The sequence below is a fragment of the Kitasatospora sp. NPDC004669 genome, from assembly GCF_040609455.1.
Taxonomy (GTDB): domain Bacteria; phylum Actinomycetota; class Actinomycetes; order Streptomycetales; family Streptomycetaceae; genus Kitasatospora.
This window is the reverse complement of sequence record NZ_JBEXKB010000002.1, coordinates 337,113-350,822: the sequence shown is the minus strand read 5'-3', so window position 1 is coordinate 350,822 and position 13,710 is coordinate 337,113. Positions and strand designations below refer to the sequence as shown.

The window sequence follows — 13,710 nt, the reverse complement described above, 5'->3', positions numbered from 1 at the left end:
AACGGGGCCACGGCGCCGTCGTGACGGAGAGCCGGCGGGTGCGGCAGCAGCCGGCTCCCGATCGCCCATGGTCGCGCGGCCGCACCCGGTCCCGTCCCGTGCACCCCTTCAACGGAGGTCAGCCATGCCGTCAGCCGTACCCCCGATCGGTTCGCCGGTCGTCCCGTCACCCGCCGGTCTGCCGGTGCGCGAGCTGCGCGGACTGCGCGTGTCGGCGCTGGGGCTGGGGTGCCTGCCCACGACCGTGTTCTACGGCCGGCCCGACGAGGCCGAGGCGGTCGCGACGATCCGGGCCGCCATCGCGGCCGGCGTCACGCTCCTGGACACCGCCGACGTCCAAGGGCTGGGCGCCGGGGAGGAGTTGCTCGGCCGGGCGGTCGCGGGCCGCCGAGACGAGGTGGTGCTGGCGACGAAGTTCGGCATGGTGCGCTCGCCGGACGGCGCGTTCCAGGGCCTGCGGGGTGACCGGGCGTACGTCCGCGCCGCGTGCGAGCGCTCGCTGCGGCGGCTCGGCGCCGACCACATCGACCTCTACTACCAGCACTGGATCGACCCGGCCGTACCGGTGGAGGAGACCGCCGCCGCCGTGGCCGAACTGGTCGAGGAGGGCAAGGTCCGGTACTTCGGTCTCTCCGAGCCGTCGGCGGCGACCCTGCGGCGGGCCGACGCGGTGCACCCGGTGACGGCGGTGCAGAGCGAGTGGAGCCTGTGGTCCCGCGACCTGGAGGCCGAGGTGGTACCGGTCTGCCGCGAGCTGGGGATCGGCATGGTCGCCTACGCCCCGCTCGGCCGCGGCTTCCTGACCGGCGCGATCCGCACCACCGCCGACCTGGCCGCCGACGACTTCCGTCGCTCCCAGCCGCGCTTCAGCCCCGCGGGTCTGGCCGGCAACCAGCTGCTGCTGCGCCGGCTGCGGCCGGTCGCCGACCGGCTCGGCCTGACCCTCGGCCAGCTGGCGCTGGCCTGGGTGCAGCACCGCGGTCGAGACGTGGTCGCCATCCCGGGCACCGGCCGGCGCGCGCACCTGGCCGAGAACCTGGCGGCCGCCACGGTCGAGCTCACCGAGCAGGACCTGGCGGCGGTGGCCGAGGCAGCAGCCGTGCCGGTGCACGGCGAGCGCTACGCACCGAACCTGCTGGCCATGACCGGGAACTGAGCCACGCCGGGCCCGGTGGAGCGGCGCTTGAAAAGCGCTGGACGACCGGACGCCAAGGATGGTCCAAGCCCCCGCTGCCACGGTGGGACGCGGCCGGCGGCGGCTTGATCGACCGCCGCCGCGGGCCGGGCCCGCCCTCCCGGCGGGCGCCCATCCCCTTGGCGGGCACAGACTCGCGGGCACAGACTCTCGGAGGACCCACCATGCCCTCGGCAGCCGCGGACATGACGGACGAACAGCGCAAGGCGCTCGTCACCGCCTACCTCAAAGCCTTCGACAACGGCGGCACCGGCCACGACGGCACCCCGGTGCTCGACTTCTTCGCCGAGGACGCCGACTTCTTCTTCCCCAAGTGGGGCCTGGCGCACGGCAAGCCGGCGATCGAGAAGATGTTCGGCGACCTCGGTGGCTCCATCAAATCGGTCCAGCACCACTTCTGGACCTTCAACTGGATCCTCTCCGGGACGGACCTCCTCGCGGTGGAGGGCACCACGCACGGCGAGCACCGGGACGGCCCGTGGCGGGCCGGTCAGCCCGAGTGGGGCGCCGGCCGGTGGTGCGGCGTCTTCGAGGTCCGCGACTTCCGGATCCACCGCGCCTTCATCTACCTGGACCCCGACTACGCGGGCCAGGACATCGCCCGCTACCCGTGGCTCTGAGCCCGGACGCGCCCGCCACCCCGCACCGCCGCCCCACCCGTACACCGCCCACCGCCCGAGGAGCATCATGGACGTCCTGGCCGCCCTGGAACGCAAGCACAGCCTGAACCTGTTTCCGATCGAGAACCGGCTCTCGCCGCGAGCGGCCGCGGCGCTCGCCAGCGACGCGGTCAACCGCTACCCGTACTCCGAGACCGACGTGGCCGTCTACGGCGACGTCAGCGGCCTGAACGACGTGTACGACTACTGCGTCTCCCTCACCAAGGAGTTCTACGGCGCCCGGCACGCGTACGTGCAGTTCCTGTCCGGCCTGCACACCATGCACACCGTGCTCACCGCGGTGACGCCGCCCGGCGGCCGGGTCATGGTGCTGGCCCCCGAGCACGGCGGCCACTACGCCACCGTGACGATCTGCCAGGGCTTCGGCTACCAGGTCGAGTACGTGCCGTTCGACCGGCAGGCACTGGAGATCGACTACGCCGCACTGGCCGAGCGGACGGCCGAGCACCCCGCCGACGTCATCTACCTGGACGCGTCCACGGTGTTGCGGATGCCGGACGCCCGGGCGCTGCGCGCCGCCGCCCCCGGCGCGGTGCTCTGCCTGGACGCCTCTCACCTGCTGGGCCTGTTGCCGGCCGCGCCCGAAACGCTGGTACTGGACGGCGGGTTCGACAGCATCTCCGGCAGCACCCACAAGACGCTGCCCGGACCGCAGAAGGGCCTGCTGGTCACCAACAGCGACGCCATCGCCGAGCAGGTGGGCGGCAGGATCCCGTTCACCGCGTCGAGCTCCCACTCGGCGAGCGTCGGCAGCCTGGCGATCACCCTGGAGGAGCTGCTGCCGTACCGGGAGGACTACCCGCGCCAGGTGATCGCCAACGCGCGCGAACTGGCCCGGCAGCTGACGGCCCACGGCTTCGACGTGGCGGGCGCGGAGTTCGGCTTCACCGACACCCACCAGGTCTGGGTGCACCACCCCGAGGGCAACACCCCGCACGAGTGGGGCCGCCTGCTCACCGCGACCGACATCCGTACCACCACGGTGGTGCTGCCCAGCAGCGGCCGCTCCGGACTGCGGCTCGGCACCCAGGAGTTGACCCGCTGGGGCATGAAGGAGCACGACATGGCCACGGTGGCCGAGCTGCTCGCCCGGCTGCTGCTGTGCGGCGAGCAGTCCCGGTCGGTGGCCGCGGACGTGCAGGACCTGGCCCGGTCCTTCCCCGGGGTCGCCTTCGCCGGCCGGCCCGCGCCACTGGCCGTGGCCTGACCGGTCGCGGGGACGCGCCGCGGGGACGCGCCGCGGCTGGCCACGGCCGCCGGTCGGCACGTCCCCGCGGCGGCGCGGAAGGGAAGGAGCGCTGCTGCCATGTCCGATTCCACCCTGAGCGGAGCACCGGTCTGCACGGACCAGTTCCGATCGGTGCTGAGCCACTACCCCACCGGGGTGGTGCTCGTCACCGCGCCGCCGCCGGCCCCGGCGCAGTCCCCGCCCGCGATGATCGTCGGTACCTTCACCTCGGTCTCGCTGGACCCGCGCCTGGTGGGCTTCCTGCCCGCCAAGTCCTCGACCAGCTGGCCGCGGATCCGCGCGGCCGGCCGGTTCTGCGTCAACGTGCTGGCCGCGGACCAGCAGCAGGTGTGCCGCAGCTTCGCGGCCCGCGACCCGGCCCGCTGGGAGGTGCCGTACCGGCTGACCCCGGCCGGCTGCCCCGCCCTGCTCGACGCGCTCGCCTGGCTCGACTGCGAACCGGCGGGCGAGGTGGACGCGGGCGACCACTGGTTCGTCACGGCCACCGTCCGCGACCTGGCCGTGCAGCGGACCGGCCCGCCGCTGGTCTTCCTGCGGGGCGGCTACGGCCGGTGCGTCATGTGACCCGCGTCCCGTCCCGCCAGGGCCGGGGCACCGTCACCCGCCGTCGTCCTCCTCGCTGCGGCGGCCCGGGCCGGCCGGCCCGGGCCGGCGGGCCGGTGTCAGGTTGGGCGGGCCGTCCGTCCGGATGCCGAGCGGTTCGAACTCGTCGAACGCGAACGTCCGATCCGGGAAACGCTCCAGGACGTGCTCGATCCGGTCGAGTTCGGCGTCGCCGGGTCGGACCGTCAGGGCCGGTTCGGGTCGGGGTGCATCACCATGAAGAGCGACCAGGCGGGCGCGGTCGAGTCGTCCGGGCGGGCGGCGAACTCCTCGAGCAGGGCGTGGAGCCGGGTCTGGAACTCCTCCATCTCCGCCGGCGGCAGGCGCAGCCCGAGCCGGGTGCTGTCGACCTCGGCCGCGGGGGCCAGGGCCAGTTCCTCCAGGAACGCGTCGAGCATCGCCCGGTCCTGCGCGGCCGCATCGAGCTGCCAGGACTTCCGCGTCGCCAGATAGGGAATCTCCCGTGCGGAGCGCCTGAAGCAGGCGTACCTCGACTGGTTTCAGCCGAGCGGCTCCCCGGGGCTCCATGCGTATCTCTCGACGACCTGATTCATCGGCACTTCGAGCTCCAAGAAGGGGCGCGTGTCGGGGTCAACGGCTTCGACCCGGTGATCGCCATGTCGCTCCTGGACCAGGTGAGCAGCAAGCTGTCCGGTGAGGAGCGTACGGACGTGGACGCGCTTCGCCGCGCAGTGGGGTACCTACTGCCGAGCGTCCGCGACATCGCCGAAGTCTCCGAGAGGTTCCTCTCGGGCATCGTCGTCTACTTCGGCGACCGGGCACGACGCCGGCGGGAAGCCGCTCAAACCGACGAGGTCTGAGCGCGCCGATCGGCCTGCACCGCCCACCCCCGCACGACCAGCCGCTTCGCCTTCCCCCGAACGCCCTCGACCGCCGAGGCCGTCGCCTCCAGCCCGAGCGGCCGGGTCAACTCGCCCGCCTGCAAAGGCTCCGGGGACGCCTCCAACGCCTGTGCCAACTGTCGGTAGATCCCGGGCAGTGCGGTCAGGCCCATGCCCGGTTCCCGGACCGGCACGGCCACCCGGATCCCGCCTTCCAGTCCCGCGCCCGCCGGGCCGATCGCCACCGCACTGCCCCGATCGCCGGGCTCCGCGCGCAGCACGTCCCGCAGCGTCTCCCGGGCGATCACCAGCCGTGACAACTCCGCCTCGGCCTCCCCGAGAGCAGCAGCCAGCCGGGCCGCCTCCCCCCGGAGCCGCTCGACCTCACGACGAGCCCCGGCTTCCCGCTCCTCCACCAGCCCCAACACCGACGGCACCAGCAACCTCCAACCACAGCGAAAGAGACGAACCACCACATCTCTCCCACGTAGAACGGAAGTTCACTCCACCCAACGATCACCCGATCCAGCGAATACGGATGGTTAGTGATCAGGCTCTGAGGCCCTCGCCTGGCTGGCCGAGAACGAGGAGGCCGAGCGCCGGGCCCGAGACCTGGTGGCGCTTGCAAACATGGCGCAGCATCAGCTGGCGAACATGGGTCTGGCGGAGCAGGGCGAGATTCTGGGTCTACTCGATGTGAACGTCACCATCGAAGGCCCCGTGCCTCTTCGCCGCGGTGGTACTCGGTGCACCGTTCAGGAGTGGTACCGATCGGCACGCCTGGATGTTCCGGCTGCTGATCTGTCTGACGAGCAATGGGAGTTGGTGCGTCACCTGCTACCGAAGGGCTACCGAGATCGCGTCCGACGCTCTGTCGACGCCATCTTCGCGAAGGCTCGGAGGGGCCTCTCCTGGCCGCACCTTCGCGAGGAGTACGGGTCAACGAGCACCGCGTCGAAGTACTTCACCGAGTGGGCTACTGAGGGCACTTGGGCCAAGCTGAACGCCGTACTCACGACGGCGGAACGAGTGCCACTCCCAGTCCTCGACCTCACGCCGCCAATGCGAATCGAAGGTCGCGTTGACCCTCGCGTGATCCTGATCCCCGGTGAACGATCCCGAACGGAATGGTCACGATCAGTACGCAGCAGATGATTCTGGCGATCGCGTAGCCAATTGCCATCCAGATGCCGCAGAAAAGCAGCCAGATGACATTGAGAACAAAGTTGATGGGCTTCATGCGCGTCACCCTCTCACGCTCGGCGGGCTCGTTGCTACGACCGTGCCATGCCCGCTGACGTGTGTGTCCACCCCCCCTGGGGGCCATTTCTCAGGGTAAGTCAGTGGGCGTCGCGGCAGGTGCCGGTGGGGGTGCAGAGGGCGATGGAGAGGGGCTTGCCGTTCGGGGGGATCCGATAGTGGTATTCGGCGAAGGTGACGAGATCGCCGCCACTGAGGTCGCCGGCACCGAGATCGATGGTGCGGTGGTGGACGGGGCTGACGATGTGGCCGGTGTCGCCGGAGACTTCGATGCCGTCCACCTGGCCGCGGTAGGCCGTGAAGGCGTAGGCGTCCACGCCTGCCGTGGTGTCGGTCGGCATGGGGGTGCGGGGGATGAGGTCCTCGATGGCGGTGAACCAGATGGTGGTGGGCGCCTCGCCGTTGTGGTTGACGATGGCGTAGCAGACGTCGAAGTTGTCCACCAGCCAGAACGCCATCGCCTGGTACCGGCCGTCGGTGTCGAGGACCACCAGGGTCGGCAGTGTCGGTTTCGGGCACTGCGGTGGTGTGTTGAGCGAGCCGACGAGGTCCACGATCCACTGGGCGGACGGCGGGGCGGGTTCGGGGAGGAGGACCGGGTGGCGGATCGGGCCGGGGGCGGGGATCGGCTCGCACGCGGCGGCCGCAGCCAGGCCCGTTACCAGCGCTGCCGTCGAACAGAGCGCGCCGAAGCCGCGTTTCATCGTGTCTCCCCCGGAACGACGGGTGGGACTCAGGATGCGCCCCGACCCGGGCGGCGGGCAAGACTCCGGGCGCGGGCCGCGCCCGGAGTCCGATGGCGTGTCAGGCCGGGTGTGTCAGGCCGGGCGGGGGAGGTAGGCGAGGCCGTGGGCGCCGGGTTCGGCGAGTTTGGGGAGGGTGAGGCGGGAGACGGGGGTGAGGGTGTCCAGGTCGATGATGTCGACGGTGGAGGAGACGACGCTGGAGACGTAGGCGAGGCGGCCGTCGGGGGAGGAGGTGATGGTGAGGGGGAAGAGGCCGATCTCGACGGAGCCGAGGTGCCGGTGGGTGTCGGCGGAGAAGACGGTGAGGCGGCCGGGGGCCTGGCTGCCGAGTGGGGAGGTCGGGTCGGGGATGGAGCGGGTCTCGCCGGCCAGGAGCTTGCCGGTGGCGGTCAGATGGACCGGGAGCACGGCGTTCTCGGTCGGGAGGGTGGCGACCACCGTCGCTGAACGGGCCTCGATGACGCGGATGCCGGGGGTGGAGTCGGGCTTCCCGGCGAAGCCGAGGTAGGGGGCGGCGACGTAGGCGAGGGTGCCGTCGGGGGAGACGGCGAGGCCCTCGCTGCCGGGGACCTCGACCTTGGCGGTCAGGACACCGCGGTCGAGGTCCACGACGGAGACGAACGGGGCCTCCTTGTTGGTGGCGAAGCCGGTGCGGCCGTCCGGCGCGATGGCGAACCAGTGCGGGCCGGGGGCGTCGGTGTCGATCCGGCCGATCGGGCGGCGGGTCGCGGTGTCGATGACCACGACGCCGCCGGGGCGGTCCGCCGAGGCCTCGACGCTGACGTAGAGGCGGCGGCGGGCGGTGTCCAGGGCCAGGCCGTGCGGGCCGTGCTCCGGGGCGAGGTCGATCACCTCGACGATCCGGCGGGTGTCGGCGTCGATGACGGTCAGTTCGGTGCGGTGGCCGTCGTGGGCGTTGTAGTAGCCGGAACGGTAGGCGGTGGTGCACCAGAGCAGCCGCTGGGTCGGGTCGAAGCACAACTCGTGCGGCTGGGCAGCGACTTCGAGGGTGTCGAGGAGCCGGTCGGTGGCGGCGTCGAAGAAGGAGACGGTCGGTCCGCTCTGGCTGACGACGGCGAGGACGTCGCCGGCGAGGTGGGAACGGGGGTCGTTCGGCACAGGTGCTCCTTGAAAGGGTTTCCGAGGTGGAACGGATTTCCGAGTGGACGGTTCCACTCTCGGCGGCCCGGTGCGGCGGAGCAATGCAAGGATTGGCACGGGATAGTTGCCTCAGGCGCAAAAGTACAGTTCAGGAGCCTCGAATGGATCTCAACCTGCTGCGGGCCCTGGACGCCCTGCTCCACGAGAACAGCGTGACCCGGGCCGCCGAGCGGCTCGGCACCTCGCCGGCGGCGGTGAGCCGGATGCTGGCCCGGCTGCGCCGGGCGGTCGGCGACCCGCTGCTGGTGCGGGCCGGCCAGGGGTTGGTGCCGACCCCGCGGGCGGTCGAACTCCGCGAGGAGGTCGGCGCGTTGCTGCGCGGCTGTGAGAATGTGCTGCGTCCCGGGCCCGGGTTCGATCCCGTGCACCTGGAGCGGACCTTCACCGTGCAGACCAGCGACCTGGTGCTGGTCCGGGTGGCCGGCCCGCTGACCGAGCGGATCCGCGCGGAGGCGCCGAAGGTCGACGTGCTGTTCCTGCCGGAGGCGTTGGAGGGCGGACCGGCGCTGCGTCAGGGGCCGGTGGACGTCGAGGTGGGCGTGCTCGGGCAGCTGGACCCGGAGATCTGCACCCGGCCGCTGGTCAAGGCACCGGTGGTGGGCGTGGCCCGCAGCGGCCATCCGCTGTTCGCGGGGCGGATCACCGCCCGGCGCTTCGCCGCCGCCGACCACATCGGCATCTCCCGGCGGGGCAAGCGGCTCGGGCCGATCGACGCCGCGCTGGCCGAGCGCGGGCTGCGGCGCCGGGTGGCGGTGGTGGTGCCCAGCCACACCGGCGCGATGATGCTGGCCCGGGACAGCGACCTGGTCTCGCTCGGCCTGGCGGACTGGCTGCCGGGGACCCTCGACGCGCTGGGGCTGCGCACCTTCCCGATCCCGCTCGAACTCACCCCGCTGGAGCTGGGGATGGCCTGGCACCCGCGCAACTCGGCTGACCCGGGCCATCGTTGGTTCCGGGAGCACCTGGCGGCCGCCGTGCGGCAGGTGCGGGGGGAATGAGAAGGGGGCGCGGTACGGACCCACCATCCGTACCGCGCCCAGGTTGCGAGTTACCGGCGCAGCGGTCCCTCGCAGGTGTAGTCGGCGGTGCCGGCCTTGCCGTTGCTCCAGACGTCGACCTTGCCGAAGGTGCAGTTCATGTCGTTGAGGTTGTTGGCGTCCTCGACGTCCTTGGTGCGGCTGAGCAGGAAGTAGTCCACGGTGTCGGACATGTCCTTGAAGACCTTGTCCGGGTCGGCGGAGTCGGAGAGGTTGGCGGTGACCTTGCCGGTGCAGATGAAGCGCATCGGCTTGTTGGCCCAGTCGCCGTTGTCCTTGCAGTTCGGCGTGGCGCCGGTGGCCTCGGCGAACGCGCCCTGGACGTCGGAGGCCCAGGCGAGGTCGAGCGAGCCGTTGTCGATGTACGAGGTCGACGGGACGTAGAGGTTGTCGACGTTCTTGATCTGCGCGTCCAGGAAGGCGTAGTACTCGCTCTGCAGGGCGGCGTCGGCGCCCATCCGGCCACGCCAGGCGTCGAAGCCGGCCGGGTCGTCGGCGCGCTGGTAGCCGTACATCTCGCGGATCAGCGAGGGGTGCTTCTGCCAGAGGAACTCGAAGAAGGTGCCGGCGTAGTTGTAGAAGTGGAACGCCGGGGTGTCGTTGTAACTGGCGTGCAGGATCTGGGCGATGGTCATCCGGGGGATGCCGGCGGCCTCGTCCGAGGCGAGCTTGCGGACCAGCGACTTGCGCACCAGGATGCCCTGGTCGCGGGTGGAGCCGTCGAAGAACTCGGCGGTGCCCTCGTCCATCGCGGTGGTCTTGTCGTTGGCGTACCAGCGGGTGTCCCCGAAGTAACCCGGCACCGCCCAGCGGCCGTTGAGGTAGTGCACGTACTCGTGGCGGAACAGTTCCTCGAGGGTGAGCGTGGAGTCCTGCGGGACGCGCCGCTGGTAGGTGTAGAAGGTGGCGCCGCGCTCGATGTAGATGCCGCCGTTGTTGGTGCTGTAGCCGGTGAGGATCGGGTGGTACACCTCGTAGTCGGCGCGCGAGGCGTACAGGTGGATGTGCAGGGTGGTGTTGACGTCGTCGGCCAGCGGCTGGTCGGTGCCGAGGACGCGGAAGTACTGGCTCTTCACCTGCTTGCTGGCGTAGTACATCTGGTCGACGGTGGCCTTGTCGAGGGCGGTGCGGACCTCGATGGCGCCGTTGTCGTAGGTGTACGTGTTCGGGAAGAGCCTGGCCTCCAGGTCGGATATGCAGACGCCGTACTGCCGGCAGACGCCGTAGGTGTTGGCCCAGCCGATCGCCTTGGCCCACGGGTCGGACCACTCGCCGAAGGCGGCCTTGGCGGTGTCGATCAGCGAGCCGAGGTCGGCGACGGTCGCGTCGTGCAGGGCCGGGACCTGGCCGAAGCGGCCGTACTCGGCGACGGCGTCGCGGGCTGCCCACGCGTTCTTGGTGCCCTTGAGGTGGCTCCACGAGGCGTACGCGCGGAACGCGGTCCGGTAGTCGGCGTCGGCGGCCACGGCGGAGAGGAAGGCCGTGTCCTGGTTGTAGATGCCCAGGTAGTTGAGGTTGAGCGCCTGCAGGACGGCGTTGCCCCAGTGGGCGTTGTCGGCGAGGGCGGTGCCGGGGGCGAGCGAGGCGAGGATGCGCTTGGCCAGGCCGAGGTTGTTCTGGCGCAGGCCGTCGGCGCCGGCGGTGATGGCCGTCTCACGCAGGACGTCGGCGGCCAGGTCGGTGCCGGCGAAGGCGTGCGCGCTGCCCGCGTACGTCGTGACGGCCTGCTGGATCGCGGCGAGCGTGGCCGGGGTGCCGACGTTCAGCTCGTGGTGGCTGAAGGCGTGGTAGACGGTGGCGTGCAGGTACGTCCACAGCTCGTAGAGGTGCGAGGTGCCGGTGCCGTCGTCGGTGGCGGACAGCTGGGTGATCCGGTTGGCGACGGCCTGGACGTGGGCGTTGTCCATGGTGGTGGTGAACCGGGTGTCCCAGGTCCAGACGACGGAGCGCAGGCAGCCGTCGGCGGTGACGGCCGGGTCGGTGAGGAAGGCGACCAACTGGTCCGGGTTCAGGCCGGTGAAACCGTCGACGGTGCAGGGCACCCCGGCGGTGGTGCTGGGTGCGGTGCTGTTGGGGGTGGCGGCGAGCTGGGCGGCGGTCGGGGCCGGCGCGCCGACGTGGTCGGGCAGCAGACCGGGGATCAGGGTGCTGCCGAGGGAGCCGCCGCCGGGGGCCGGGGCGGGGGCGCCGGGCTTGGCGGCGGCGGTGCCGAGGTGGTCGGCGTCGTCGTAGGCGGTGCGCTGATCGGGGTCGGCCTGGGCGGGTCCGGCCTGGGCGGGCTTGGCCTTGGTGGCTGTCACCGCGGGCGCGGCGGGCGCGGAGGCCTGCGCGCTCTGCAGGGTGGGCAGGGTGAGGGTGGCGGCCATCGCGGCGGCGAGCAGGACTCGCTTGGCAACGGGGGAAGTTGACACCGGTTCTCCTGGAGGGGGAAGTGGCAGGGGCGGTGCGAGGTGGCAGTGGGGTGGGTTTCCGCCCGGGACTGCCGGGGGAGGCCGGGGCGGACGCTGTGGGGTCGTGGCCGCCTCGGGTGAGCCGTAACATAGCAATGTGAAATTGCACCTGCCAAGAGGGTGAACGGGGTTGACCCCGGCTCGGCCCCCAGTCGCAGTTCGGGATACCCTGCGGGGGTACGCGGCAGCCGGAGACGGTCGGGAGGCGAACCATGGCGCGGCAGCGACCGCTCGGTCCGTCGGTCCGGTGGGCGCTGCGCCTGCTGCTCCTCGCCGCCCTGCTGCTGGGCATCGTGACGATGCACACGCTCGGCCACCCGACCGGCGGCCACGGAGGTCACGGTGACCACGGCGGTCACGGTGGCCATGAGGGCCGGAGCGCACACGCGGTGGCGGCGCAACAGATGCCGGAGCACCACACCGGGGCAGTCCAGCGGGCGCAGCCGCAGCCGCAGGCGACCGCCGCCCCCGCCACCGCCGACGGCATGGACCCGATGACGGTCTGTCTCGCCGTCCTGGCCGGCTGGACCCTGGTGCTGCTGGCCGCCGGCCCTCTGCTGCGCCGCAGCGGGGACGCCGCCGCCGAGGTGCGGGCCCGTCTGCTGCGGGCCGTCCGCGCGCTGCCGCCGCCCGAAGGCGGGCGGATGCTCCTCAACCGGCTGTCGGTGCTGCGTCAGTAGGCGTGCGCCCGCCGCTCCGTGCCCGCGCGCTCCTTCGCGCCCGCGTACGGAACGGCCGACGCGACGTCCCGTACGCCCACACCACCGCACGAGGTGCACTCCGCCATGCGCACTCCCACCCGTCGTACCGTCCTCGGCGCCGCGCTCGCCGCCGCCGGGAGCGGCCTGCTCGCCGCCTGCTCCTCCGACTCGATGAAGGGCATGGACCACTCGTCCATGAACCACTCCTCGATGAACGGCACCGGCACCGGCGCTCCGGCCGCCGCGCCCGCCGGCTTCGTCGCCCCGAACGGCCCCGAGGCCGCCGCCGCCGAGGCCAAGCGCAAGCCCGGGCCCGAGCGCAAGGTCGCGCTCACCGCCACCGAGACCACCCTCGACCTGGGCGGACGCACCGTCCGCAGCTGGGCGTACGGCGACCGCCTGCCCGGCCAGGAGGTGCGCGCCACCCTCGGCGAGACGCTCGCCGTCACCCTCGCCAACCACCTGCCGCAGTCCACCTCACTGCACTGGCACGGCCTCGCGCTGCGCAACGACGTGGACGGCGTGCCGGGCGTGACCCAGGCCGAGGTCAGGCCCGGCGCCTCCTTCGACCACCGCTTCGCGCTCTCCCGCCCGGGCACCTACTGGTTCCACCCGCACTCCGGCGTCCAGCAGGACCGCGGCCTGTACGCACCGCTGATCATCGAGGACCCGAAGGAGCCGCTGCGCTACGACAAGGAGTGGGTCGTCGTCCTGGACGACTGGGTGGACGGCGTCGACGGCAGCACCCCGGACGCCGTCCTCGCCGAACTCGCCAAGGGCGTGGGTGGGATGGACCACTCCGGCCCTGATATGCCGGGGATGTCTGGAATACCCGGTATGGGCATGGGCGGCGCCCCCATCGGCACCCCTGCCGGCTCCACCGGCTCCACTGGCCCCTCCCGGATGCTGATGGGCGCCCGGAGCCCGCTGCTCGGCGGCGACGCCGGCGACGTCGCCCACCCCTTCCACCTGGTCAACGGCCGCCTCGCGACCGCCCCCGAGACCTTCACCGCCAAGCCCGGCGACCGGATCCGGATCCGCCTGATCAACGCGGGCGGCGACACCGCCTACCGGGTCGCCCTCGGCGGCCACGAGCTGACCGTCACCCACACCGACGGCTTCCCGGTCGAACAGGCCACCACCCAGGCGCTGCTGCTCGGCATGGGCGAGCGCTACGACGTCCTGGTCACCGCCAAGGACGGCGCCTTCCCGCTCGCCGCGCTCGCCGAGGGCAAGAACGCCACCGCCCTGGCCGTGCTGCGCACCGGCGGCGGCGCCGCGCCCGACGCGGCGGTGCGCCCGGCCGAACTGGACGGCAGGCTGCTCACCGCCGCACAGCTCAAGGCCGACGCCGGCGTCCGGCTGTCCGGCAAGTCGCCGGACCGGACGGTGAAGCTGGAGCTCACCGGCGGCATGGCGAAGGCCGACTGGGCGTTCAACGGGCGCACGTACGACCCGGCGCAGCGCTACCCGGTGGCGGCGGGGGAGCGGGTGCGGCTGGAGTTCCGCAACACCACGAGCATGTGGCACCCCGTCCACCTGCACGGACACACCTTCGCGCTGGCCGGTGACGGCCCGCGCAAGGACACCGCGATCGTGCTGCCGGGCACGACCCTGGCGGTGGACTTCGACGCCGACAACCCGGGTCTGTGGATGGTGCACTGCCACAACGTCTACCACGCGGAGGCCGGCATGATGACCGTCCTCGGTTACCAGGCGTAACCCCGGTCCAAGCTCTGAGACGCCGGGGTGGGGAAAGCAACTCCCGCCCCGGCACCCGGCCAGC

At 72.0% G+C, this 13,710-nt stretch carries 14 protein-coding genes and 2 pseudogenes; 9 read left to right on the top strand and 7 right to left on the bottom strand.

Translation table 11 applies throughout. The features are described from left to right. Nucleotides 1–124 precede the first annotated feature (124 nt). From ABZW30_RS03440 to ABZW30_RS03425, 4 genes are all read left to right on the top strand, one after another. Nucleotides 125–1,156, top strand: a complete 1,032-nt coding sequence (locus tag ABZW30_RS03440; protein ID WP_355669348.1) for an aldo/keto reductase — start codon at nt 125–127, stop codon at nt 1,154–1,156. A gap of 203 nt (nt 1,157–1,359) precedes the next feature. Continuing rightward, nucleotides 1,360–1,815, top strand: coding sequence for a nuclear transport factor 2 family protein (locus tag ABZW30_RS03435; RefSeq protein WP_355669347.1), 456 nt, complete (start codon nt 1,360–1,362; stop codon nt 1,813–1,815). A 67-nt stretch (nt 1,816–1,882) separates the two neighbouring features. Beyond that, nucleotides 1,883–3,082 carry an aminotransferase class I/II-fold pyridoxal phosphate-dependent enzyme gene (locus ABZW30_RS03430; protein WP_355669346.1) on the top strand — a complete coding sequence of 400 codons (1,200 nt, stop codon included), beginning with the start codon at nt 1,883–1,885 and terminating at the stop codon, nt 3,080–3,082. Nucleotides 3,083–3,181: 99 nt separating this feature from the next. Continuing rightward, on the top strand, nt 3,182–3,688 hold the full coding sequence (locus tag ABZW30_RS03425; RefSeq protein WP_355669345.1) for a flavin reductase family protein: 507 nt from the start codon (nt 3,182–3,184) through the stop codon (nt 3,686–3,688). A 120-nt stretch (nt 3,689–3,808) separates the two neighbouring features. Here the strand turns inward: ABZW30_RS03425 and ABZW30_RS03420 are convergent. Then, nucleotides 3,809–3,898, bottom strand: a pseudogene (locus tag ABZW30_RS03420) (IS630 family transposase); the annotation flags it as partial. Nucleotides 3,899–3,912: 14 nt separating this feature from the next. Further along, nucleotides 3,913–4,125 (bottom strand): hypothetical protein, encoded by a 213-nt coding sequence (locus tag ABZW30_RS03415; protein ID WP_355669381.1) that lies wholly within the window; start codon nt 4,123–4,125, stop codon nt 3,913–3,915. A gap of 219 nt (nt 4,126–4,344) precedes the next feature. Between ABZW30_RS03415 and ABZW30_RS03410 the strand changes: the two genes are divergently transcribed. After that, nucleotides 4,345–4,548, top strand: a complete 204-nt coding sequence (locus ABZW30_RS03410; protein ID WP_355669344.1) for a hypothetical protein — start codon at nt 4,345–4,347, stop codon at nt 4,546–4,548. Here the strand turns inward: ABZW30_RS03410 and ABZW30_RS03405 are convergent. Further along, a complete protein-coding gene (locus ABZW30_RS03405; protein ID WP_355669343.1) occupies nt 4,530–5,006 on the bottom strand; it encodes a hypothetical protein in 477 nt (158 codons plus the stop codon). The genes ABZW30_RS03410 and ABZW30_RS03405 overlap by 19 nt on opposite strands. Before the next feature lie 193 nt (nt 5,007–5,199). Between ABZW30_RS03405 and ABZW30_RS03400 the strand changes: the two genes are divergently transcribed. Then, nucleotides 5,200–5,724, top strand: coding sequence for a transposase (locus ABZW30_RS03400; RefSeq protein ID WP_355669342.1), 525 nt, complete (start codon nt 5,200–5,202; stop codon nt 5,722–5,724). On the opposite strand, the pseudogene ABZW30_RS03395 reads toward ABZW30_RS03400, so the two are convergent. The 3 genes and pseudogenes from ABZW30_RS03395 to ABZW30_RS03385 form a co-directional block, all read right to left on the bottom strand. Further along, nucleotides 5,684–5,809, bottom strand: a pseudogene (locus ABZW30_RS03395) (YccF domain-containing protein); the annotation flags it as partial. The gene ABZW30_RS03400 and the pseudogene ABZW30_RS03395 sit on opposite strands and share 41 nt — an antisense overlap. Before the next feature lie 100 nt (nt 5,810–5,909). Then, on the bottom strand, nt 5,910–6,533 hold the full coding sequence (locus ABZW30_RS03390) for a hypothetical protein (RefSeq protein WP_355669341.1): 624 nt from the start codon (nt 6,531–6,533) through the stop codon (nt 5,910–5,912). 114 nt (nt 6,534–6,647) lie between these two features. Further along, nucleotides 6,648–7,694, bottom strand: coding sequence for a YncE family protein (locus ABZW30_RS03385; RefSeq protein WP_355669340.1), 1,047 nt, complete (start codon nt 7,692–7,694; stop codon nt 6,648–6,650). Between the two features lie 143 nt (nt 7,695–7,837). On the opposite strand from ABZW30_RS03385, the gene ABZW30_RS03380 reads away from it, so the two are divergent. After that, the gene (locus ABZW30_RS03380; RefSeq protein ID WP_355669339.1) at nt 7,838–8,734 is read left to right on the top strand and encodes a LysR family transcriptional regulator; all 897 of its coding nucleotides are present in this window, start codon (nt 7,838–7,840) and stop codon (nt 8,732–8,734) included. A 50-nt stretch (nt 8,735–8,784) separates the two neighbouring features. Here the strand turns inward: ABZW30_RS03380 and ABZW30_RS03375 are convergent, their stop codons facing one another. After that, complete coding sequence (locus ABZW30_RS03375) at nt 8,785–11,184, bottom strand: collagenase (RefSeq protein WP_355669338.1); 2,400 nt, start codon at nt 11,182–11,184, stop codon at nt 8,785–8,787. Between the two features lie 251 nt (nt 11,185–11,435). Between ABZW30_RS03375 and ABZW30_RS03370 the strand changes: the two genes are divergently transcribed. Then, nucleotides 11,436–11,903, top strand: coding sequence for a hypothetical protein (locus ABZW30_RS03370; protein WP_355669337.1), 468 nt, complete (start codon nt 11,436–11,438; stop codon nt 11,901–11,903). Between the two features lie 105 nt (nt 11,904–12,008). After that, nucleotides 12,009–13,646 carry a multicopper oxidase family protein gene (locus ABZW30_RS03365; RefSeq protein ID WP_355669336.1) on the top strand — a complete coding sequence of 546 codons (1,638 nt, stop codon included), beginning with the start codon at nt 12,009–12,011 and terminating at the stop codon, nt 13,644–13,646. Nucleotides 13,647–13,710: the final 64 nt, after the last annotated feature.